The sequence below is a fragment of the Xanthomonas sp. DAR 80977 genome (genome assembly GCF_041240605.1).
GTDB classification, from domain to species: Bacteria; Pseudomonadota; Gammaproteobacteria; order Xanthomonadales; family Xanthomonadaceae; genus Xanthomonas_A; species Xanthomonas_A bundabergensis.
On sequence record NZ_CP162487.1, the window covers coordinates 2,563,865 to 2,585,027 of the forward strand.

Annotated in this window: 19 protein-coding genes; 14 read left to right on the forward strand and 5 right to left on the reverse strand. The window is 64.9% G+C overall.

Going from position 1 to position 21,163, the window contains the following annotated elements; all coding sequences use genetic code 11:
• Nucleotides 1-193: 193 nt before the first annotated feature.
• The 4 genes from AB3X10_RS11005 to AB3X10_RS11020 all read left to right on the forward strand — a co-directional run bounded on the left by AB3X10_RS11005 (nucleotide 194) and on the right by AB3X10_RS11020 (nucleotide 6,327).
• Nucleotides 194-2,251 (forward strand): DEAD/DEAH box helicase, encoded by a 2,058-nt coding sequence (locus tag AB3X10_RS11005; protein WP_016254285.1) that lies wholly within the window; start codon nucleotides 194-196, stop codon nucleotides 2,249-2,251.
• Nucleotides 2,244-3,428: a GIY-YIG nuclease family protein gene (locus AB3X10_RS11010; protein WP_011666578.1), complete on the forward strand. Its 1,185-nt coding sequence runs from the start codon at nucleotides 2,244-2,246 to the stop codon at nucleotides 3,426-3,428. Before AB3X10_RS11005 ends, AB3X10_RS11010 begins: the two co-directional genes overlap by 8 nt.
• A 62-nt stretch (nucleotides 3,429-3,490) precedes the next feature.
• Nucleotides 3,491-3,724 (forward strand): hypothetical protein, encoded by a 234-nt coding sequence (locus AB3X10_RS11015; protein ID WP_016254284.1) that lies wholly within the window; start codon nucleotides 3,491-3,493, stop codon nucleotides 3,722-3,724.
• Nucleotides 3,721-6,327, forward strand: coding sequence for an AAA family ATPase (locus AB3X10_RS11020; RefSeq protein WP_011666579.1), 2,607 nt, complete (start codon nucleotides 3,721-3,723; stop codon nucleotides 6,325-6,327). Before AB3X10_RS11015 ends, AB3X10_RS11020 begins: the two co-directional genes overlap by 4 nt.
• A gap of 213 nt (nucleotides 6,328-6,540) precedes the next feature.
• Here the strand turns inward: AB3X10_RS11020 and AB3X10_RS11025 are convergent, their stop codons facing one another.
• The 3 genes from AB3X10_RS11025 to AB3X10_RS11035 all read right to left on the reverse strand — a co-directional run bounded on the left by AB3X10_RS11025 (nucleotide 6,541) and on the right by AB3X10_RS11035 (nucleotide 9,615).
• On the reverse strand, nucleotides 6,541-7,695 hold the full coding sequence (locus AB3X10_RS11025; RefSeq protein WP_369981435.1) for a GGDEF domain-containing protein: 1,155 nt from the start codon (nucleotides 7,693-7,695) through the stop codon (nucleotides 6,541-6,543).
• A 71-nt stretch (nucleotides 7,696-7,766) separates the two neighbouring features.
• The gene (locus AB3X10_RS11030; protein ID WP_369981437.1) at nucleotides 7,767-8,435 is read right to left on the reverse strand and encodes an OmpW/AlkL family protein; all 669 of its coding nucleotides are present in this window, start codon (nucleotides 8,433-8,435) and stop codon (nucleotides 7,767-7,769) included.
• 601 nt (nucleotides 8,436-9,036) lie between these two features.
• Nucleotides 9,037-9,615: a TetR/AcrR family transcriptional regulator gene (locus AB3X10_RS11035; RefSeq protein WP_369981439.1), complete on the reverse strand. Its 579-nt coding sequence runs from the start codon at nucleotides 9,613-9,615 to the stop codon at nucleotides 9,037-9,039.
• Between the two features lie 118 nt (nucleotides 9,616-9,733).
• On the opposite strand from AB3X10_RS11035, the gene AB3X10_RS11040 reads away from it, so the two are divergent.
• From AB3X10_RS11040 to AB3X10_RS11060, 5 genes are all read left to right on the forward strand, one after another.
• On the forward strand, nucleotides 9,734-10,369 hold the full coding sequence (locus AB3X10_RS11040; protein ID WP_369981441.1) for an NADPH-dependent F420 reductase: 636 nt from the start codon (nucleotides 9,734-9,736) through the stop codon (nucleotides 10,367-10,369).
• A gap of 50 nt (nucleotides 10,370-10,419) precedes the next feature.
• Nucleotides 10,420-11,361, forward strand: coding sequence for an SDR family oxidoreductase (locus tag AB3X10_RS11045; protein ID WP_369981443.1), 942 nt, complete (start codon nucleotides 10,420-10,422; stop codon nucleotides 11,359-11,361).
• Nucleotides 11,362-11,560: 199 nt separating this feature from the next.
• Nucleotides 11,561-12,181, forward strand: a complete 621-nt coding sequence (locus tag AB3X10_RS11050) for an NADPH-dependent F420 reductase (RefSeq protein ID WP_369981445.1) — start codon at nucleotides 11,561-11,563, stop codon at nucleotides 12,179-12,181.
• Between the two features lie 85 nt (nucleotides 12,182-12,266).
• Nucleotides 12,267-12,683 (forward strand): nuclear transport factor 2 family protein, encoded by a 417-nt coding sequence (locus tag AB3X10_RS11055; RefSeq protein ID WP_369981447.1) that lies wholly within the window; start codon nucleotides 12,267-12,269, stop codon nucleotides 12,681-12,683.
• A 106-nt stretch (nucleotides 12,684-12,789) separates the two neighbouring features.
• Nucleotides 12,790-13,422 carry a methyltransferase gene (locus tag AB3X10_RS11060; protein WP_369981449.1) on the forward strand — a complete coding sequence of 211 codons (633 nt, stop codon included), beginning with the start codon at nucleotides 12,790-12,792 and terminating at the stop codon, nucleotides 13,420-13,422.
• A gap of 270 nt (nucleotides 13,423-13,692) precedes the next feature.
• On the opposite strand, the gene AB3X10_RS11065 is transcribed toward AB3X10_RS11060, so the two are convergent.
• Nucleotides 13,693-14,184: a hypothetical protein gene (locus AB3X10_RS11065; protein ID WP_369981451.1), complete on the reverse strand. Its 492-nt coding sequence runs from the start codon at nucleotides 14,182-14,184 to the stop codon at nucleotides 13,693-13,695.
• 489 nt (nucleotides 14,185-14,673) lie between these two features.
• Here AB3X10_RS11065 and AB3X10_RS11070 point away from each other — a divergent pair, with 489 nt between their 5' ends.
• Nucleotides 14,674-16,200: an ATPase domain-containing protein gene (locus AB3X10_RS11070; protein WP_369981453.1), complete on the forward strand. Its 1,527-nt coding sequence runs from the start codon at nucleotides 14,674-14,676 to the stop codon at nucleotides 16,198-16,200.
• A complete protein-coding gene (locus AB3X10_RS11075) occupies nucleotides 16,187-17,896 on the forward strand; it encodes a response regulator (protein ID WP_369981455.1) in 1,710 nt (569 codons plus the stop codon). The genes AB3X10_RS11070 and AB3X10_RS11075 overlap by 14 nt, the downstream gene beginning before the upstream one ends.
• A gap of 76 nt (nucleotides 17,897-17,972) precedes the next feature.
• On the opposite strand, the gene AB3X10_RS11080 is transcribed toward AB3X10_RS11075, so the two are convergent.
• Nucleotides 17,973-19,244: an Nramp family divalent metal transporter gene (locus AB3X10_RS11080; protein ID WP_369981778.1), complete on the reverse strand. Its 1,272-nt coding sequence runs from the start codon at nucleotides 19,242-19,244 to the stop codon at nucleotides 17,973-17,975.
• Between the two features lie 229 nt (nucleotides 19,245-19,473).
• Between AB3X10_RS11080 and mntR the strand changes: the two genes are divergently transcribed.
• The 3 genes from mntR to orn all read left to right on the forward strand — a co-directional run bounded on the left by mntR (nucleotide 19,474) and on the right by orn (nucleotide 21,123).
• Complete coding sequence (mntR, locus tag AB3X10_RS11085; RefSeq protein WP_369981457.1) at nucleotides 19,474-19,938, forward strand: manganese-binding transcriptional regulator MntR; 465 nt, start codon at nucleotides 19,474-19,476, stop codon at nucleotides 19,936-19,938.
• Nucleotides 19,935-20,429, forward strand: coding sequence for a tRNA adenosine(34) deaminase TadA (gene tadA, locus AB3X10_RS11090; RefSeq protein WP_369981459.1), 495 nt, complete (start codon nucleotides 19,935-19,937; stop codon nucleotides 20,427-20,429). The genes mntR and tadA overlap by 4 nt, the downstream gene beginning before the upstream one ends.
• Before the next feature lie 115 nt (nucleotides 20,430-20,544).
• Nucleotides 20,545-21,123: an oligoribonuclease gene (gene orn / locus AB3X10_RS11095; RefSeq protein ID WP_369981461.1), complete on the forward strand. Its 579-nt coding sequence runs from the start codon at nucleotides 20,545-20,547 to the stop codon at nucleotides 21,121-21,123.
• Nucleotides 21,124-21,163 lie beyond the last annotated feature (40 nt).

The following is a 21,163-nucleotide window of genomic DNA, read 5'->3' on the forward strand; positions in this document are numbered from 1 at the left end:
GGTGGCTCACTTTTCAGTGCAAAACCCGGCTCAGGGTTCGGTGCAAATCAACAGGCATTGGAGGCGGACGATTTCGAAACATCTTTCGGTGACCGTCTGGCGGAGGTTCGTGTCATGAACAGCGGCAGGCGTTATGGCCATATCACATGACAGCAAAGCCGGCACAACGCAGCACCGAAGCGAGACCTTCCTCATGAACAACATCAAACCTCGGAGCGTCCCCTCCGTATCTGTTACGTATGCGCGTAACGGTGCATCAACCAAGGCTAATGCGCTCGGTATGCGTCCGATGCAGGAGCGGGCCTATGACAAGCGGGGCGAGCAGTACCTGCTCATCAAGTCGCCGCCCGCTTCGGGTAAGAGTCGCGCCCTGATGTTCGTGGCGCTCGACAAATTGCAGAACCAGGGCTTGAGGCAAGCCATCATCGTCGTGCCCGAGAAGTCCATCGGGGCCAGCTTCAACGATGAGCCGCTGTCAAAGTACGGCTTCTGGGCTGATTGGCACGTCGAGCCAAAGTGGAACTTGTGCAATGCGCCAGGCAACGACAACGGCGGTAAGGTCAAGTCCCTCGGCGCGTTCCTCGAAGGCGACGACAAGGTGCTGGTCTGCACGCACGCCACTTTCCGATTCGCGGTCGATGCCTATGGCATCGAGGCGTTCGACGACCGTCTGATCGCCGTCGATGAGTTTCATCACGTTTCGGCCAACCCCGACAACAAGCTGGGCACGCACCTGGGCCAGTTCATCGCGCGAGACAAGACGCACATCGTCGCCATGACCGGCTCCTACTTCCGGGGCGACGCGGAGGCCGTCCTCGCTCCGCACGACGAGTCGAAATTCGATACCGTTACCTACACCTACTACGAACAGCTCAACGGCTACGAGTACCTCAAGCAACTCGACATCGGCTATTTCTTCTACAGCGGGCCTTATGTCGATGACATTCTCAATGTCCTCGACCCTGTTGAGAAGACCATCATCCACATCCCCAACGTCAATTCGCGCGAAAGCACGAAGGACAAAATGCGCGAGGTGGAGCACATCATCGAGGCGCTGGGGGAGTGGCATGGCATCGACGCCACCACAGGGTTCCAGCTCGTTAAGCTCCCCGATGACCGCGTGTTGCGCATCGCTGATCTGGTCGATGACGATGCCTCGAAGCGCGACCGAGTGTCCGCCGCGTTGAAAGACCCGGCTCAGAAGAACAATCGCGACCATGTGGACATCATCATCGCGCTGGGTATGGCGAAGGAAGGCTTCGACTGGATTTGGTGCGAACACGCGCTGACCGTGGGCTACCGTGCCAGCTTGACCGAGATCGTTCAGATCATTGGTCGTGCCACCCGAGATGCGCCTGGAAAGACTCGCGCGAGGTTCACCAACCTTATCGCCGAGCCGGACGCGACCGAGGAAGCGGTCACCGAGGCCATTAACGATACGTTGAAGGCCATCGCGGCGAGTCTGCTGATGGAGCAGGTTCTCGCTCCGCGCTTCGAGTTCAAGCCCAAGAATCCCGACAGCGGCCCGACGCCAGGCTTTAATTATGGCGAGGGTGGCTATGACCCGGACCGCTGCAACATCGGTGTCAATGAGCAGACAGGGGCCTACCAGATCGAGATCAAGGGCCTCGCCGAACCCAAGAGCAAAGAGGCAGCGCGCATCTGCCAGGAAGACTTGAACGAAGTGATCGCGGCTTTCGTGCAGGACAAGCACACCATCGAGCGTGGCTTGTTCGACGAAGAGCTGGTTCCCGAGGAGCTCACGCAGGTTCGCATGGGCAAGATCATCAAGGACAAATATCCCGAGCTTGACGCTGAAGATCAGGAGGCGGTACGCCAGCACGCCATCGCCGCCCTCAACCTTACGCAGCAGGCCAAGCGGCTTGTCACCGAAGGCGAGAGCGACGGATCGCCCAACACCGCCCTGATCGATGGCGTGCGCCGCTTTGCGATGGACGTGCGCGAGCTGGACATTGACCTCATCGACCGCATCAACCCCTTTGGCGAAGCCTATGCCATCCTCGCCAAGACAATGAGCGAGGACAGCTTGAAGCAGGTCGCGGCGGCCATCTCGGCCAAACGCACCTCTATCACGCCTGAAGATGCCAAAGTGATCGCCAAGCGCGCGGTTGAGTTCAAACGCGAACGTGGGAGGGCTCCATCGGTTACCTCGCAGGACGCCTGGGAAAAGCACCTTGCCGAAGGTGCGGCCGCCTTCATGCGGTTCAGGGCGGAGGGACGCTATGAGTAACTCCGATCTTGACGACCTGGCGGCAGAGCTGGCCGAGTTCGCGCCGCCTGAGAAGAAAAATGGCCGCCCAGCCAGCGAGGAGCGTGTCATTGCCGGCTTCGAGGAAATCCAACGCTTCACAGAGCAGCACGGGCGTGCGCCTCAGCATGGCGAAGACCGCGACATATTCGAGCGCCTATATGCCGTGCGGCTCGACCGTCTACGCGCGCTACCGGATTGCCGCACCTTGATTGAGCCGCTGGACCATCAGGGCTTGCTTGCTGGGGCATCGACCGTTGCCGCTTCAGCGGACGAAACTATCGACATCGACGACCTGGCTGCCGAACTAGCGGATGTTGCCGGCGCGGACGACATCACGGTCTTGCGCCATGTCCGTACCAGCGCCGAAAAGCGCGCCGCCGAGGAGGTCGCGGATCGCAAGCCCTGCGAGGACTTCGAAACCTTCCGGCCCTTGTTCGAGCGCGTGCAAGCGGAAGTCAAGACCGGTATGCGCCAGTCCCAGCCCATCGAAGCGGGTCGCCGTGCGATTGAAGCCGGGGACTTTTTCGTTCTCGATGGCCTTACTCTCTACGTTGCCGAGGTCGGCGAGCCGTTGAAAACCACCGCCGGGGAGGTGGACCGCCGCCTGCGCCTCATCTTCTCCAACGGCACCGAAAGCAATTTGCTGCTGCGCTCGCTCCAGCGTGCGTTCTACAACGACCCTGCCGCGCGGCGGCTGGCCTCGCCCGAGAGCGGGCAACTCTCCTTTGGCGGCGAGCTTGAGGCGGATGATGTGGAAAGCGGCACGATCTACGTCCTGCGCTCCCTGTCCGATCATCCCTACGTCGCCCAGCACCGCGACATCATCCACAAGATGGGCGTGACGGGCGGCAGGGTTGAAACGCGCATCGCCAACGCCGAGAACGAAGCGACATATCTGCTGGCAAAGGTCGAGGTCGTTGCGACCTACAAGCTCGCGGGGATCAATCGCATTCGGATGGAGAACCTGTTCCACAGGCTGTTCGCGACCGCACGGTTGAACATCACTATCAATGACCGCTTCGGTCACCCCGTGCAGCCCGAGGAGTGGTTTCTTGTTCCGCTGTTCGTTATCGACGAGGCCGTCGCGCGCATCAAGGATGGCAGCATCACCGGCTACATCTACGATCCCAAGGCTGCGAAGCTGGTGAAGGCATAGGGCAGTGCAAATGCATGAATAGCCCTGGCCGTAGGCCAGGATGAACGCCAGGAGGAAGCAGCATGACGAAGACTCATCAGGAAGAACAGGCTGAGCCGTTCTTCATCACCGAGGAAGTCGAGGCCGAATTGATCGCGGCCGGCTACGAATTCGAACCGCCTGGCCACGCGAGGACCGCAAGCATCTCCGAGCTGTTCGGCTGGCGGCCTGGTGAGACGCTGTCGGAAGCCGTGAGCAGGCGCTTGGCGAGCACTGGCACAGCTAGCGAGTGCGAACCGCGAGGCAAAGGTCTATGACGACGGAAGCAGAGGCGCTCGCCAACATCCTTGCGTGGTCTGCTGATAGTCCCGGCTGGCAGCGCGACGCACTGCGCCGACTTGCAACGCAAGCGGCTCTGGAGCCGGCCGAGATCGACGAGCTGGCTTCCATCTGCAAGGGCGACAATCCGGCGGTCCCGCTGGAAGCTGGGCACCTTCGCGGCCCGAACCGCGATCAGGGGGAAGTCTATCTGCGGCAGGTGCATGGAGTCCGGCATGTCAACGCCCTGGCTCCCGACCAACGGCTGACACTCCACCGCGTCGGTTTGACGATCATCTATGGCGACAACGGATCGGGAAAATCCGGCTACGCGCGGATTCTCAAGAAGGTATGTCGCGCCCGTATGTCTGGCCGAGCCGAGGAAATCGCCCCCGACATCTATGACGCTGCGCCAGGCACGCCGAGCGCCACTATTGAATACGCGATCAGCGGCCAGAACCGCACTTGCGCTTGGCAGCTTGGTCAGGCTGCCGACAACGCGCTTTCAGGCATCAGCGTGTTCGATTCCCGTACCGCGAACGTCCACGTGGACGATACGAATGACGTGGCTTACACGCCGTTTCCGCTCAAGCTGCTAGGTGCGCTGGCGCAGCTCTGCAAGTCGGTCAAGGATAAGCTGGCAGCCGAGATCGCGCAGATAAAGGCGCAAACGCCCGAAGCGATCAGGACCCCGGCATGCAGCCGGGACACAGCGGTCGGCAAGCTCATGGCCCGAATCACCGCCAACACTGCGCCGGCGACGGTCGAAGCGTTGGCAGCGCTCACGCAAGCAGAGCAAGACCGATTGGCGCAGCTCACGGCGGACCTGGCAGGTGATCCGGCTCGCGCGGCGCGTCAGCTTGCGGCGATGAAGGCCAAGGTTGACGGGCACATTGCGCGCCTGGATCGGCTATTTGCTTCAATCAGCGACGATTCCGCCAATAACCTGCGCCGCCTTGCCGTTGATAGCGATGCCGCACGCCGGGCGGCAGAAGCTGCTTCCAGTGCGCTTTTCCGCGACGAACCGTTGCCGCAGATTGGGTCGGAGGTTTGGCAGGCGCTATGGGCCAGTGCCCGAGCATTTTCTGACGCGGAAGCCTATCCCGAACGGCGATTCCCCGTCACAGACCCCGGCAGCGTATGCGTGCTTTGCCAGCAGGAATTGACGCCCGTCGCCGCTGATCGGCTCAATCGCTTCGAGGCTTTTGTGCGCGACGACAGCCAGCAACGTGCCGACGCTGCGCGCGTCGCATACGACAGGGCGCTGGCAACGTTCAAGGGTGAGGCTGTTTCGTTGGCCGAGCTGGCGAACATTGTGGCAACCGTCCGCGACGAACTGCGCCAGGATGCCTTGGCGATGGAGATCAGGGGCGCGACCCTTCGCGCCCTGTGGCGTCATCGCCAGATCAGGCGACGCCACGCAAATCCAAGCGCCGCTATTGACGTGCCCGTTACGGAATATTCGCGTCAGGCACTGGTCGATCAAGCAGCGGGCATCGAGACTCGGGCGAACGCCCTTGCCGCGGAGGCTGGCTCTCCAGCTCGCGCCGCCTTGCTTACCGAAAAGGCCGAGCTTGTGGATCGGCAATGGCTTGGTGGCATCAAAGCCGATGTTCTCGCCGAAATCGAACGACAGAAGAAAATCGCACTGCTTGAGACGGCCCAGCGGGACACTGCTACCAACCGCGTCACCACCAAGAGCACCGAGATCGCTCAGGCTTTGGTGACGGACGCGCTACGCGCGCAATTTGCTCGCGAGGTGGCGAGCTTCGAGATTGCTGGCCTCGCTGTGGAGCTTCGACAGCAAAACAGCGTTCAGGGCATCCCTCGCTTCAAGGTCGCACTTACACGGAAGCCCACGGCTGCGGTGGGACAGGTTTTGAGCGAGGGCGAGCATCGCTGTGTTGCCTTGGCCGCGTTCATGGCCGAACTCGCCACCACCGAAAACAAGTCTGGCATCGTCTTTGACGATCCCGTTTCCTCGCTCGACCACATGCACCGGGAGGCCGTAGCTAAACGCCTGGTTGCTGAGGCCGCTCATCGCCAGGTCATCGTCTTCACCCATGATCTTGCGTTTCTGTTCGAGCTGAACCGCGCGGCTGACGATGCGCAGCCAAAGCCGCCGGTTGCGATTAGCTCCATCAGCCGAGGTGCTGACAAGGCAGGCTTCTGCCGCAGCGAGCCGCCATTCAAAGCGCGTCGGGTCAGTGACATCACCACAAGTCTGAGCAATCAGCTTGCCGGTGAACGCTACCATTTCGAGCAAGGCAATCAAGACGAGTGGCGAAAGTCCGTCAAATCCATCGCCGCGACGTTGCGCGATACGTGGGAGATCGCGGTTGAAGAAGCTGTCGGGCACGTCATCCGGCGGCTGTCCAACGAAGTGAAGACGCCTGGCTTGGTCAAGCTGACCGCGATCACGGTTCCCGACTGCGAGGCCATGCGTGACGGCTTTGGCCGCTGTTCCGAGCTGCTGCACAGCGCCGCCGCTGCGTTGAACCGCCCGCTGCCGAGGCCAGAGACACTGACAGCGGAGATTGATACCTTGGCGGCCTGGGCGGACAGCCTTCGGCAGCGTCAGGGCGCTGCGAGGTTGCCCTGAAGCCTTGGCGTCATCCAAGTGCTGTGGAGCTGAGCGTGGTATTGTTCATGGCACTTATAGAGATGCCTTTGGTAAGGCGTTGATTTATATGGTTGTTTTTTGACTATTTATGATCGAGTGGGAGTGATACGGGGTCTTTTCTGGGGCACTCGAGTCGAAAAAGCTGAGGCGCCACGAGACTTGACGCAGCTTCTCGCCACGGACGCGCTGCCCTCAACTGGATGCAGCGCCAGACCGGCAGACCCGATTGCGTCCGTCTCGTTTGGCCCGATACAGCGCCATGTCGGCGCGCAAGACGGCTGCCTCGAAGCTGGGGTCGGCCGCATCCATTTCGGCAACACCCAGGCTGAGCGTGATCGTAAAACGCTGTTCGTCGACCGCGAAAGGCTGTGCCTCGACTCGCGATCGCAGACGCTCCGCCGATCTTTCCGCTTCGTCGATGCCGGTATTGGGCATGATGATCAGAAATTCCTCGCCGCCCCAGCGGACCGCCTTGTCACGCTTGCGCAGGTCGGTGGTCAGGCGTTCCGCAAGCGCAATCAGCACGGCATCGCCGGCCTCATGCCCCAGGCTGTCGTTGATGCGCTTGAAGTGATCGATGTCGCCGACCAGGACGCTGCACGGCTCCCCCGACACTGTGCGCGAGTGGAGCCGCTCCAGGTACCGGCGGCCGCCACGTCGATTGGCCAGATTGGTCAACGGATCGCTCTCGGCCTGTTGCTGCAAGCCCAGATTGGCGCGCTCGCCGGCCATGGCGATGTAGCCGAAGTAGACCAGGATACTGCTGACTTGATCGAATATCAGTGGGACGCGCCCGCTCTTGGTGATGTCCGCTGGCATCAGGCCCAATGGGATCAGGAAGGCCGGCACGATCAGCGCCAGAAAGTAGAAACCGAAGGCCAACGCAACCACATATTGCGAGAGCAGGCGTCGGTCGGGGGCCGTCAGGATTTCGTAGAGCACCATGACTGCCTGCAAGGCAGCGACCAGGTAGATGAAAGGCAGCGTTATCCGTTCGCTCACACCCGCAACGGCGGTGACGGTATAGAGCACGCTGGGCAGCAAGATCAGCAGGGGGAGCGCGCGAACGGGCACCGTCCGCCCGTAGAACAGCCTTATCCCGCTCCATGATGCGGCCAGGCTGGAGAGGAACAAGATGTAGACCGCCAGTGCGATCAGCGGTGGCAGAAGCGGGCTGTCCTGGTATCCGAAACTCAGCAGCGACCCCGCGGTGGAGGTCAGCAGCGCGGCAATCCAGTGATACAGATAACGCTCTTTGGGCCGCCCCAATGCCGTGACCACGAAGATCATCAGGAAGGCGGCACGGCCCATCGTGCTGCTGAAGTAGAGTGTTTCGATGTCGAGCATGACGACGGACTTCTCTGCGGAACAGGCCTAAAGGCCGAACCCCGGGATTGCGGCCGAGGAGTTGGTACGCGTCAAAACCGGTAGCCCACGCCGGCTGCCATCGCCACGGTGTCCAGATCGACAGTGGCGTTGATGCCATATCCCTCGAAGCGGTAGGCTGGGCTGATCACGTAGCGCAGGCTCGCGCTGAAGAACCAGTGTTTCGCCATTCGATAATCGAACCCCAGGTTCAGTATTGCGCTGGAGATGTCTTGGACGTGGAAGACGGGAATCCCCGCCGCGGGTTTGACCTCGTGCTCCCATGCGTGGTTGACGCCCAACCCCAGATAAGGACTGAGCCGGTCATGGGGGCGAAAATGGTACTGGACGGTTAGCGAGACGGTGCCGCTCTCGATGGTGCCAACGTCGAAGTCACCGATGCGCGACTTCACGATGCGATAATCCCGCGCGAAAACTCCGCCTTGGACCTCGACCGACCAGTGATCGGTGATGAAGTAGCTCACGTCCAGGCCTGGCACCAGCGCGCTGGGCGTGGTGATCTCACCGCCGATGTAGGAGATCTTCGAGTCGAGATTGACGGCAACGACTTCCAGCGCCATCGCACGGACCAGCCAATTGCCTTCCGTCGGTTCCGCAGCCACGTCCGCTGCCACACACCGCGTTGGCATCAACATCGCAGCGATGGACGCCATCGCGCCGAATGCGAGATGCGCTGTCGGGCTTTGCAGCAGTTCATGCATGATGGGACGCTCTCCGCTCCTCCCGGATGGGAAGGGCTATGCGACGCTAATTGAACAGCGGCCGGCGCGGACGTAACTTTAGGGGCGGCACCCGTTCGCGCTGGCGCAGAGGGCGACTCGATTCAACAAACGGGGAAGGGGAGCGACATTGCCGCCTGCGTCGCCTTCCGAGGCCGACCTGGATCCCAATAAGATCCGACTGATCGGAGCTTTCCCTGCACGGCGCAAAAGATCGCGCTTGTTGAGCTGCCCATCCCGGTCGGAAATCTGCGCCGGCTTCTCGGGCAGGAGCCGAGCCGGTTTCGAATCCGCCGGCCTTGTGCTCGCAGTGCACGGCGCCCGGCCTTCAAAGGATTCGCCCAAGATCGGCATCTCCTGCGGCAGAAGATGTGCGGCGAAAGCCGCCGATGATGTCCCGGGTTTCGGCCGCTGCGGATCAGGCCATGACAGGCCCATCGGCCGAGGCGCCGTATGCCACGTGGCAGCGCGTCGTGGCGTTCAGATATTCGTACATCGCGATCCCAAGTGCTCAGCGCTCGAGGATCGCGTGGGCCATGCGCCAGCTGACGACACGCTCGAAGGAGCCGAGCGCCGATCTGATTCAGCGCGCTGGCTTCTCGACATCGTTGCTCGACCGACTTGTCAGGATGGCGCTCGCCACAAGGCGCGAGAGATGATCCGCCCGTGGCGCGAACGAGGGCAGGTCGACGAGCCAGCCGAGCGCCGCCATCAGGCCGAACAGGTCGTCACCAGTCATGTCGGTGCGCGCCGTACCGTTGGCCTGAGCACGAAGCAATAGGCGCGCACTCGCCGAGTGCACTGCTGCGCATGAAGCATAAAGCGCGGAATCCGGGTTCGCGTGGGCGGTCGCCATCAGGGCGACAACGCCCCTGTAGCTTTGGGCGAAGGCCATCCATTCGCGAAACCAGGACACGAGCGCTTCGGCAGGTGAATTCGATGTTTCGAGTTCGGCTGCCTTCTGCGTCAGTTCGTCCAGATTCGTACACAGCAACGCTTCGAACAAGGCTTCCCGCGTCGGGAAATGGCGAAGCAGCGTGGCCAGCCCGACACCGGCCCGACGGGCGATATCGCGCATCGACGCGTCGGCGCCGTGCTCGGTGATGACCTCGCGCGCGACGATGAGGATGTGGCTGTAATTCTTTTTTGCGTCCGCTCGCATGGGGCATCCCTTGACATGTGGATCAGTGATCCATATATTTGGATCACTGATCCATATGGTACAGCAGCCCGTACGGTTTGGAGAGTACGAGCGCCACCCACGCACGAAGGGATTGCACATGAGCGTCATCAGCATCATCGGATCGGGCGACATGGCCGCTGCGATCGGCGGCCTGGCTGTCACGGCCGGGCATACCGCTGAGGTGACGAGTCGCGAAGCGGCGAAGGCACTGGCGCTGGCCGGGCAGCTTGGAGCCGGCGCGACGACGGGGACGTTCGCTGCCGCCCCGGCCGGCGACATCGTCATCCTGGCGGTCCCATACGGCGCCGTTCTCGACGTGTTGCAGCGGTACGGCGAAGCGCTGGCAGGCAAGCTCCTCGTCGACATCACCAACCCCGTCGGCTCCGACCTCAACAGCTTCGTGACCCCCACGGACAGTTTCGGCGCGCGGGAGACCGTGAGTGCCGCGCCTTCGGACGCCGTTGTCGTCAAGGCGTTCAACACCCTGTTTTCCCATGTGCTGGCGGCGGGTTCAGTCGATGGCCGTCGCTTGGACGTGTTCATCGCCGGGGACGACGCGCAGGCGAAGGCGCGCGTCTCGTCGTTCATCGAGAGCCTCGGGTTGCGTCCGATGGATACCGGACCGCTGTCCATGGCGCTGGCGCTTGAGCACGCCTGCCTGCTGTCGCTCGGGCTCCTCGCCCACTCCGTCAAACACACCGACTTCTCGATCGGCGTCAGCCTCCTCGACTGAGGACAGGCGCCATCCCTTCTCGCATTCCATCACCCACAAGGAACAGCATCATGCACGTCTTCGTTACCGGCGGGACCGGCCATTCCGGTCCGTACATCATTTCCGACCTCATCGCAGCCGGCCACGAGGTTACTGCGCTCGCCCGGTCGGACAAGGCTGCGGAAGCGGTGTCCGCACTTGGCGCCAAGGTGCGTCGCGGCGACCTCGACGATCTCGACGGGCTAAAGGCGGCGGCCGCAGACGCCGACGGCGTCATCCACGTCGCGCACCGGCAAGACCTGCTTCCCACCGGAGGCCTCGACGCGGTGGCAGCCGCGGAGCAAAGGATCATGCTCGCATACGGTGAGGCTCTGAAAGGGACCGGAAAGCCGCTGGTCACCTCGGGGAGCATCGGCTCGCCGGGTTGGGAACATCTTGGCCGTCCAGCCACCGAGGAGGATCCCACTCTCTCTGGCGGCGAGAAGTTCAAGGGCACCTTGCGAGTTCGCAACATCGTCGAAACGACCGTGCTTGGACTCGCCGAGCAAGGCGTGCGCTCTTCGGTCGTACGGATTCCGACGATCATGCACAGCACGAGCGACAATGCCGGTTTCCTCCCGATCCTGATCGGGCTTGCGAAGGAGAAGGGCGTCGTCGGCTATCCCGGCGACGGCAAGAACAACTGGTCGGCCGTGCACGCCCGCGACCTTGCCGCCGTGTTCCGTCTGGCGCTGGAAAAGAGCCCCGCCGGCAGGAACTGGCATGCGGTTGCCGACCAGGCCATCGCGTTCCGCGAAATCGCCGAAGCCATCGGCAGCCGCTTGAACCTGCCGGCCGTGCCGATTCCCGTGGATGAGCTGATGCTGCCGGGCTTTTTCGGGTTCCTCGCCAATCTGGTGAAGCTGGACGTCGCCGCGTCCAATGCCATCACCCGCCAGACCCTCGGCTGGGAACCCACTCAGCCCGGCCTGCTCGCAGATCTGGACAACGGCCATTACTTCCCCGCTGGCTGAGTTCGGCTGAGGCGAATGCCGGGCCGTGATCGGCCTGGTCGATAGTGACATCGCGATGCCGTGAACTGTTCGGGCAGGACACTGCCGATCTGGAATTGGCATGACGAATGACGCGCGCGGCCTTGCACGCAAGCGACATCAACCGGGGGATGTCTCGTAGAGATTGCGAGGATCACTCAACTCCAAAAGGAAACCTTACATGAGCACTGTCAGCATCATCGGCTCCGGAACCATGGCCACGGCGGTTGCGGGCCGTATCGCCAATGCCGGACACACCGTGGAGGTGATCAACCGCGACGCCGCAAAGGCGCAGGCACTGGTCGGCAAGCTCGCGGCCGGAGCGACCACGGGGACGTATGGGGCTGCGCCGGCGGGCGACATCGTCATCCTCGCGGTGCCTTACGGCAGTGTGGCCGCGGTGGTCGCCGACTTCGGCGACGCCCTCGACGGCAAGGTGATCATCGACCTCGCCAACCCGGTCAACGCCGATATGACGGGCCTCGTCACTCCTGCCAGCAGTTCCGGTGCGCAGGAGACTGCAAAACGCCTTCCCGCGGGCGCTCACGTCGTGAAGGCGTTCAACACCATCTTCGGTCACGTGCTCGCCAAGGGCGGACGCCTCGACGCGTTCATCGCAGCCGACGATGCGCAGGCGAAAGCGCGTGTCTCGACGTTCCTCGAAAGCCTCGGGCTGCGTCCGTTGGATGTCGGCGGCCTGAACATGGCCCAGACGCTGGAGGCACTCGGCCTGATGATGATCGGCCTGGCCAAGAACGGCGCAGGCTCCTGGAACATCGCCATGAACGTCGAGATCGGCTGAATCGTCGACACCACGTTCTCACCGGCAGGTCCACAACGTATCCGATAGACCGGACATCCGATGCAAGGGAAACGGAGAGATTGCGATGAGCACCGAAGAGAACATCCAGGTTGTGAAGGATTTCTTCGCAGCGACCGGTCGCGGTGACAGACAAGGCCTGCTGGCGCTGTGTGCCGAAGATATCGAGTGGATCATTCCCGGCGAGGACTGGCCGCTGGCCGGTACGCACCGTGGGCACGCGGGACTGCGGGACCTTCTTCGGAAGGCTTCCGAAACGGTGGAGACCCATTTCCGAGGCCCTCCCGAGTTTGTGGCGCAGGGCGACCGGGTTCTGATGGTCGGCTCCGCTTGGGGCAGGATCAAGGCCACGGACAGGACGTTCGAGGACGATTGGGTTTTCGCCATCACGGTCCGGGACGGCCGACTGACGAGCATCCGGGAGTACGTCGACACGCAGGCGCTGGCGCGGGCCTCGCAGATGGGCGCTGCCGGGTTGGCGTAGCGCTCGCCATTTGCGGCCATCGGGGCGGGGCAGGCGGCAGATCAGCCTTGGATTTCCCTCGCACGCCGCGCACTCTTCAACCCCCCTAACCGCAACGGAGATCCCGATGTACGACCAATCCAAGCTATCCGCGTTGATCCGGTTCGCACGCGTCGATGCGGGCTCCACCGTCATCGACGTTTACCCAGGCGACGGCGACTGGACCAGTCTCTTCTCCGACATCGTGGGACCCGAAGGACGGGTCTACAGTTTCGTGCCGGCCGAAGTGGCCCACTTCAAGAACGATCCGGTCGGCCGCATGCGGACGCTTGCGAAGGCGCCGGGCCGAGAGAACGTCGAAGCCGTTTCGGCGGACCTGGTGGCGATGCCGGAGGCCATGCAACCAGCGGATGTCCTGTGGCTGCACCTGTTCTATCACGATCTCCACACCGCGCTGGCCCAGGCCAGGGGTGCGACGCCCGCCCACTTCAATCGAGCGGTCTTCGAGCGGCTGAAGCCGGGCGGGTTCTACGTCATCGTGGACCACGCCGCCGCCGTCGGCGTGGGCACGAACGACGCCCAGTCGCTGCATCGGATCGAGCCGGTCTCCGTTCGCGAGGAGGTGGAAGCGGCCGGTTTCGTCCTGGAGGCGGAAAGCGTCCTGCTCGCGGACAGCGACGATCCGCACTCGATCAAGGTGTTCGATCCCTCGATCAAGGGCAAGACCGATCGCTTCGCCTATCGGTTCGTGAAGCCCTGACAGGTCCCGGCGCCGGCTTCAGGTCGAGTTTCCCCGGCGGGTGCAGACAGTCCCATCGAAGACATCGAGGCGCCCCTGCCTGCCGCGAAAGATCCGCCATCCGGCGGGTTTTTTGTTGCGGGCCCTGTGGCGCGCGCATGCGGTATTTTCGCTGGAGCGGGAGAACTGGCGATTCGGCGGCGCGATGTGTTCGTGCGGTGGAGTCCGCTGTCGGCGCGTGACCAGCGCCTGCGCGGCCGGCCGTGCCGAAGCCCCACGGCGTCTGCACCATTACGGCGCTTCCACGTCCACCACGATGTGCGGAAAATGGACCACCAGGTCGCGTGCCCACCGCTCGGTCGCGTAAGGCAGCGCCAGTTCGGCCGGGAAACGGAGCGGCGCGCCGGCGCGGTCGTGGAAGACGATGCGTTCGTTGCTATCGCTGGGGCGCTGCACCGTGATCCTGGCCACATCGTCGAGCGCGATGCCATGCGTGGCGCTCGACACCGAGCTGTCCCACCACAGCAGGCGGCGCTGCGCGAGGTCGAGCCGGCTGCCCCATTTCCTGTTGCGCACCCACAGCGCCAGGCTCGCCACGACCGCCAGCACACCGCTGCCGAAGGCGACGGGTACCAGCCAGGGCGCGCATTCGCGGCCGCTGGCGTCGCAGTTGCGGGCCGGATCGAGCCGGAGTCCTGCGACCATGAAGACTGCGCCCAACAGCAAGACCAGATAGAGGCGGAAGTCGCGCCTCGCCGACATCGAATGTTCCAGTTTCTTCATGTGCGCTCCCCCTGCGCGAACCTTAGCGCAACGGCCTGGCGAGCGTGACGCTTTTCATGGTGCGTGCCGCTGGCGGCCAGCGGCGCTTTGCGGGGGCGCGCGCGAGCCGTCGGTGCCGATGGCTCGTGCGCTTCGACCGACCGACCAGCAGGCCGCGTCGAAGCGGACTTCGCTGCCGCAGACAGGGCGCGAACGCGCAAGCGGCCTGCGTGGCCTGCGCCTGGCGCTATTGGCGTGTGCACGGCGATCCGGCGCGTTGGCGGCAGGCCATTCGGCTCGGTGCTGTCCTACACAGAAAAATCACTTTGCCGAACGTAGTGTGGTTGTGTCTATGAGCCGTTGGCAAGGCGTGTGCTCCCGGCGAGCGTCGCGCGCGGCATCCGGGCAAGGCGTGTCGGCGAAGGTGGGCTCGGTCCGAGCCGCTGCGCGTGGCCCGCAGCGGCGGCGGGAGACCGGCGTCTTCCATCCAACCGCAACCAAAGGACGACCATGACCCCCCACCGGCAGCCCGATCACGTGAATGGCGACGACCCGCCGCGCATCTCGACCGGCAGTGCGGGGTTGGACAATATCCTCGGCGGTGGCGTCGACCCCAATCGCCTCTACCTGTACGAGGGCCGCCCCGGCACCGGCAAGACCACCATCGCCCTGCAGTTCCTTCTGGAAGGCGCGCGGCACGGCGAGCGGGTGCTCTACATCACCTTGTCCGAGACCCAGCGCGAACTGCGCCTGGTGGCCACCCGCCATGGCTGGAGCATGAACCAGGTCGACGTGTTCGAACTGGTGCCGCCGGAAACCGCATTGGACCCGGAACGCGAGCTCACCGTGTTCCATCCGGCGGAACTGGAACTGACCGAGACCACCAAGCTGATCTTCGACAAGGTCGAGCAGCTCAACCCTTCGCGCGTGGTGCTGGACAGTCTCTCCGAACTGCGCCTGCTGGCGCAGAGTCCGCTGCGCTACCGCCGCCAGGTGCTGGCGCTGAAGCATTTCTTCGCCAGCCGGCAGTGCACGGTCATCATGCTCGACGACCTGTCCTCGCAGGAGAACGACCTGCAGCTGCATTCCATCACCCATGGCGTGGTGTTGCTGGAACAGTTGGCCATCGACTACGGCGCCGAACGTCGGCGCCTGCGCGTGATCAAGATGCGCGGCATCCAGTTCCGCGGCGGCTACCACGACTTCACCATCGAGAAGGGCGGGCTGGAGATCTATCCGCGCCTGGTCGCGGCCGAGTACAAGCACCACCACATCGCCGAAATCGCCCCCAGCGGCAACGACGAACTGGACCGGCTGCTGGGCGGCGGGCTGGAGCGCGGCACCAATGCATTGCTGCTGGGCGCGGCCGGCGTGGGCAAGTCCTCGCTGGCGCTGACCTATGCCATCGCCGCGGCCGAGCGTGGCGAACACAGCGTGTTCTTCGCCTTCGACGAGGGGCGCAGCACGGTGGAGGCGCGCGCACGCACGCTGGGCCTGCCGCTCGAGGAAAAACTCGACGCGGGACTGATCCGCTTCCAGCAGATCGATCCGGCGGAGATGTCGCCGGGCCAGTTCGCCGCCAACGTGCGCCGCAGCGTGGAAGTGGACGGGGCACGGGTCATCGTCATCGACAGCCTCAACGGCTATCTCAATGCGATGCCGGACGAGCGTTTCCTGATCCTGCAGATGCACGAACTGCTCAGCTACCTGGGCCAGCAAGGCGTGCTGACCATCCTGGTGCTGGCGCAGCACGGCCTGGTCGGCCCGATGGAAACGCCGCTGGACCTGAGCTACCTGAGCGATTCGGTGCTGATGCTGCGTTACTTCGAGGTCGACGGCACGGTGCGCCGGGCGCTGTCGGTGGTGAAGAAGCGCAGCGGCAGCCACGAAACCACAATCCGCGAGTTCCGGCTCAGCGGCAAAGGCCTGGACATCGGTTCGCCGATCAAGCAATTCAGCGGCATCTTCAGCGGCACGCCACGCTACAGCGGAACCGACCTGCCATTCATGGAGTCGGCCGCGCATGAGCAGCAGTAACGCGGGCGAAAACCGGGTCCTCGTCTACGCCCCGATCGGGCGCGACAGCGGGGCCTCGGTGGAATTGCTGCGGCGTGGCGGCGTGGTGGCCTGCCACTGCGGCGACCTGGACACGCTGGTGCGCGAGCTGGACATCGGCGCCGCCGCGGTGTTCATCGCCGAGGAAGGCCTGTTCGGCAAGGATGCGGCGGCGCTGTACGCCTGGGCCGACGCCCAGCCGGCATGGTCCGACCTGCCGTTCGTGGTGCTGACCAGCCATCAGGAGCAGCCGCCCGTAGTCGCCTGGCGCCGCAACCTGGTGGCGTCGTTGCGCAACGTGGCGCTGCTCGAGCGGCCGGTGCAGACCATCACCTTCACCAGCACCATCAAGGCTGCGCTGCGCGCGCGTGCGCGCCAGTACGAAGTGCGCTCGCTGCTGCGGGCGCAGGCCTCGGCGGCGCAGCAGCTGGAAGCGCAGGTGGTGGCGCGCACCTGCGAGCTGGAAGAGGCCAACCGCCTGTTGCGCACGCAGATGGACGAGCGCGCCCGGGTCGAGGAAACCCTGCGCCAGGCGCAGAAGATCGAGGCGATCGGACAATTGACCGGTGGCGTCGCGCACGATTTCAACAACCTGCTGATGGTGATTTCCGGCGGGTTGGCGATGCTCGACATGCAGACCGATCCGGCCGTGCGCAAGCGGCTGATGGACGGCATGCAGAAGGCCGCGCAGCGCGGCGCGGGGCTGACCCGGCAGTTGCTGGCGTTTTCGCGGCGGCAGGAGCTCAAGCCGGAGCCGGTCGACCTGACCCGGCAGATCGGCGGCATGCGCGAACTGCTGGACCGCAGCCTGCGCGGCGACGTGCACGTGGATTTCGATTTCGCCGAGGGCCTGTGGCCGATCGAAGTGGATCCGGGCGAACTGGAGCTGGTGGTGCTCAACCTCACGGTCAATGCGCGCGACGCGATGCCCAATGGCGGCACCATCGTGGTGCGGGCGCAGAACGTGGCCGGCGTCGGCAAGACCGATCCGGATTTCATCCGCCTGTCGATCATCGACACCGGCACCGGCATGGCGCCGGAGGTGAAGGCGCGGGTGTTCGAGCCGTTCTACACCACCAAGGACATCGGCAAGGGTTCGGGCCTGGGCCTGGCGCAGGTGCACGGCTTCGTGCAGCAATCCGGCGGCAGCATCCACATCGACAGCGATCTGGGGCAGGGCACCGCGATCCACCTGCTGTTGCCGCGCTCGTTCCGCGCGCCGGCGCCGGACGAGCGGCACCTGGTGGACGTGCAGGTGGCGCGCCGCTCCGCGGGCGATGCCGGCTACGTATTGCTGGTGGAGGACGACGACGAAGTGGCCGCCCTGGTCGGCGAAATGCTGCGCCAGTTGGGCTACCAGGTCACCCGCGTGGCCAGCGCGGCCGCGGCGCTGGGCGCGTTGGCCAACGAGCGCGTGGTGGACATCGTGTTCTCCGACATCATGATGCCCGGCGGCATGAACGGCCTGGAGCTGGTCCGCGAGATCCGCGTGCGGCGCAAGGCGCTGCCGATCCTGCTGACCAGCGGCTATGCGGAAGCGGCCAGATCCGCCGCCGAGGCCGAAGGCGTGCAGATCCTGTCCAAGCCCTACCGGCTGGACGAACTGGCCGCCGCGCTGCAGCAGGTGCGCGCCACCGGCGCGCCCGGCAGGCCGGAAGCGGCTTCCGTGTACTCCTGAGCGGGCGCGCCGCAGGGCCGCGTCGCCGCTGTGCGTGGCCGCCATGCGAGCGCGGTGTGCGCTTCCATGCGTTGCTTCAACGCCACAGCATGTCGCCGAGCAGCTTCACGTTCAGCACCACGATCAACCCGGCGATCGTCCACGACAGCCAGACCAGCCAGCGCGGCGCGACCAGTGCGCCCATCTTGCGTTTGTCGGCGACGAAGCGCACCAGCGGGATCACCGCGAACGGCAGCTGCATCGACAGCAGCACCTGGCTCAGCACCAGCAGCTTGGCGGTGCCTTGCTCGCCGTACAGCCAGGTCACCACCACCACCGGCACGATCGCCAGGCCACGGGTCAACAGGCGCCGCGCCCAGGCCGGGATGCGCAGGTGCAGGAAGCCTTCCATCACGATCTGCCCGGCCAGCGTCGCGGTCACCGTGGAATTGATGCCCGAGGCCAGCAGCGCCACCGCGAACAGGGTCGAGGCCAGGCCGACGCCGAGCATCGGCGCCAGCAGTTCGTAGGCCTGCTCGATCTCCTCCACGTCGGTGCGGCCGTGCGCGTGGAACACCGCCGCGGCCAGCACCAGGATCGCGGCGTTGACGAACAGCGCCAGGCTCAGCGCGATGGTGCTGTCGGTCAGCGCCCAGCGCAGCGCCGAACGGCGGCCGTCGTCGCTGCGTTCGTAGGCGCGGGTCTGCACGATCGACGAATGCAGGTACAGGTTGTGCGGCATCACCGTGGCGCCGATGATGCCGATCGCCAGGTACAGCGCGGCCGGGTTGGTCACCACCTCGGCGCGCGGGATGAAGCCGGCCAGCACCTCGCGCAGCGGCGGCGCGGCCAGCACGATCTGCACCACGAAGCAGGCGAAGATCACCAGCAGCAGCGCGATCACGAACGCCTCCAGGGTGCGGAAGCCGCGCCGCATCAGGTACAGCACCAGCAGCGCGTCGATCGCGGTGATGATCGCGCCCAGAGTCAGCGGGATGCCGAACAGCAGCTTCAGCGCGATCGCGGTGCCGATCACCTCGGCCAGGTCGCAGGCCACGATCGCCGCCTCGCAGGCCAGCCACAGCAGGAAGTTGACCGGCTTGGAATAGTGCTCGCGGCAGGCCTGCGCCAGGTCGCGGCCGGTGGCGATGCCCAGCCGCGCCGCCAATCCCTGCAGCACGATCGCCATCAGGTTCGACAGCAGGATCACCGACAGCAACAGGTAGCCGAAGTGCGAGCCGCCGGCGATGTCGGTGGCCCAGTTGCCCGGGTCCATGTAGCCGACCGAGACCATGTAGCCCGGCCCGAGGAAGGCCAGGAAGCGGCGCCAGCCGAGCCCCTTGCCGGGCACGGCGACGCTGGCGTTCATGCGGCCCAGGCTGCGCCGCGGGGAATCGTCGGCCTGCGGCCAGGCGGCGTTGGAATTGGGCAGGGGCAGGGGATCGGCCATGGCGGAAGCGGGCGTGGAAGGAGCACGACCGAGTATATAGCACTTGCTATTATCTTTAGCATTGGCAAATCGAATCGCTGCGATAGGCGCGATTTCGGCCAGAATAGGCAGCGGCCGGCACTCGCCGGCACCGGACAAGGGCGTTGCGATGCAGAAAAGCAGGAAGTTGACGGCGCCAGGGGCGGCGCTGCTCGACGCCGAAGTGCAGGTCGAGAGCTTCCGCCAGGTGCGCGAGGCGCACCGGCTGGAGCTGATCGAGGACTATGTGGAGCTGATTTCCGACCTGCTGGCCGACGGCGGCGAGGCGCGGCAGGTGGACATCGCCGCGCGCCTGGGCGTGGCCCAGCCGACCGTGGCGAAGATGCTCAAGCGGCTGGTCAAGGGCGGCTGGGTGATCCAGCGGCCGTATCGCGGCGTGTTCCTGACCGCCGATGGCGAGGCATTGGCGGCGGCCAGCCGGCAGCGGCACCAGACCGTGGAGCAGTTCCTGCTGGCGCTGGGCATCGATCCGGACATCGCGCGGCGCGATGCCGAGGGCATCGAACACCATGTCAGCGAAGCCACGCTGGCGGTGTTCGCCGAATTCGTGCGCAAGCACGCCGCGGCGCGATGAGCGGCGGCGAGGCGGCGGCGCGCGACGAGCGCTGGATGCTGCATGCGCTGGCCCTGGCCGACCGCGCCGAACGCGAGTTCGACGAGATCCCGGTCGGCGCGGTGCTGGTCTCGGCGCAGGACGAGGTGCTGGGCGAGGGCTGGAACCTCAACATCGCCGAGCACGATCCCAGCGCGCACGCCGAGATCGTGGCGCTGCGCCAGGCCGGGCGCCGGCTCGGCAACCACCGCCTGGTCGGCAGCACCCTGTACGTGACCCTGGAGCCGTGCGCGATGTGCGCGATGGCGGTGGTGCATGCGCGCGTGGCGCAGTTGGTCTATGCCGCCGCCGATCCGAAGACCGGCGCCTGCGGCAGCGTGTTCGACCTGCTCGCCGATCCGCGCCACAACCACCGCGTGCAGGTGCGCGGCGGCGTGCTGGCGGCGCCGGCCGGGCTGCGCCTGACCAACTATTTCCGCGCCAAGCGCGGCCGGCCGCCGCTGGGCGGATGAGCGCGGCGGCGCGGCCGCCGCTGCACGTGAACCCGCTGCATCACGCGCGGTATCATGCAAGACCGATACGAAACCCCCGCGCCGGCAATGCCGCCGCGAACGACTGGATGGTGATATGGCGGAACCGCACGTGGACAACGATCGTCTGATCTGGATCGATCTGGAAATGACCGGCCTGGACACGGACAAGGACTCGATCATCGAGATCGCCACGGTGGTCACCGACAGCCAGCTCAACGTGCTGGCCGAGGGCCCGGAATTCGCCATCGCGCATCCGTTGCAGACGCTGGAGGCGATGGACGAGTGGAATCGCAACCAGCACCGCCATTCCGGGCTGTGGCGGCGCGTGCTCGACAGCCAGGTGACCCTGGGCCAGGCCGAGGCGCAGACCGTGGCGTTCCTGGCGCAGTGGTGCAAGCCCGGCGCCTCGCCGATGTGCGGCAACTCGATCTGCCAGGACCGGCGCTTCCTGCACCGGCAGATGCCGCGGCTGGAGCGCTTCTTCCACTACCGCAACCTGGACGTGTCCACGCTGAAGGAACTGGCGCGGCGCTGGGCGCCGGCGGTCGCGTCCGGACTGAACAAGACCTCCTCGCACACCGCGCTCAGCGACGTGCACGATTCGATCGACGAACTGCGCTACTACCGCCCGTTCATGGGCACGCTGGGCGGGCAGGGCGGCGGCGCGCGCTGAGTCGCGCCTTGCAGCAGGAAGGCCGCGCCTGTCCGGCACG

Bases quoted from the DNA above. Each gene is read 5' to 3' on its own strand.
- AB3X10_RS11005 (WP_016254285.1), top strand. From the start codon at position 194: ATGAACAACATCAAACCTCGGAGCGTCCCCTCCGTATCTGTTACGTAT.
- AB3X10_RS11010 (WP_011666578.1), top strand. From the start codon at position 2,244: ATGAGTAACTCCGATCTTGACGACCTGGCGGCAGAGCTGGCCGAGTTC.
- AB3X10_RS11015 (WP_016254284.1), top strand. From the start codon at position 3,491: ATGACGAAGACTCATCAGGAAGAACAGGCTGAGCCGTTCTTCATCACC.
- AB3X10_RS11020 (WP_011666579.1), top strand. From the start codon at position 3,721: ATGACGACGGAAGCAGAGGCGCTCGCCAACATCCTTGCGTGGTCTGCT.
- AB3X10_RS11025 (WP_369981435.1), bottom strand. From the start codon at position 7,695: ATGCTCGACATCGAAACACTCTACTTCAGCAGCACGATGGGCCGTGCC.
- AB3X10_RS11030 (WP_369981437.1), bottom strand. From the start codon at position 8,435: ATGCATGAACTGCTGCAAAGCCCGACAGCGCATCTCGCATTCGGCGCG.
- AB3X10_RS11035 (WP_369981439.1), bottom strand. From the start codon at position 9,615: ATGCGAGCGGACGCAAAAAAGAATTACAGCCACATCCTCATCGTCGCG.
- AB3X10_RS11040 (WP_369981441.1), top strand. From the start codon at position 9,734: ATGAGCGTCATCAGCATCATCGGATCGGGCGACATGGCCGCTGCGATC.
- AB3X10_RS11045 (WP_369981443.1), top strand. From the start codon at position 10,420: ATGCACGTCTTCGTTACCGGCGGGACCGGCCATTCCGGTCCGTACATC.
- AB3X10_RS11050 (WP_369981445.1), top strand. From the start codon at position 11,561: ATGAGCACTGTCAGCATCATCGGCTCCGGAACCATGGCCACGGCGGTT.
- AB3X10_RS11055 (WP_369981447.1), top strand. From the start codon at position 12,267: ATGAGCACCGAAGAGAACATCCAGGTTGTGAAGGATTTCTTCGCAGCG.
- AB3X10_RS11060 (WP_369981449.1), top strand. From the start codon at position 12,790: ATGTACGACCAATCCAAGCTATCCGCGTTGATCCGGTTCGCACGCGTC.
- AB3X10_RS11065 (WP_369981451.1), bottom strand. From the start codon at position 14,184: ATGAAGAAACTGGAACATTCGATGTCGGCGAGGCGCGACTTCCGCCTC.
- AB3X10_RS11070 (WP_369981453.1), top strand. From the start codon at position 14,674: ATGACCCCCCACCGGCAGCCCGATCACGTGAATGGCGACGACCCGCCG.
- AB3X10_RS11075 (WP_369981455.1), top strand. From the start codon at position 16,187: ATGAGCAGCAGTAACGCGGGCGAAAACCGGGTCCTCGTCTACGCCCCG.
- AB3X10_RS11080 (WP_369981778.1), bottom strand. From the start codon at position 19,244: ATGAACGCCAGCGTCGCCGTGCCCGGCAAGGGGCTCGGCTGGCGCCGC.
- mntR (WP_369981457.1), top strand. From the start codon at position 19,474: ATGCAGAAAAGCAGGAAGTTGACGGCGCCAGGGGCGGCGCTGCTCGAC.
- tadA (WP_369981459.1), top strand. From the start codon at position 19,935: ATGAGCGGCGGCGAGGCGGCGGCGCGCGACGAGCGCTGGATGCTGCAT.
- orn (WP_369981461.1), top strand. From the start codon at position 20,545: ATGGCGGAACCGCACGTGGACAACGATCGTCTGATCTGGATCGATCTG.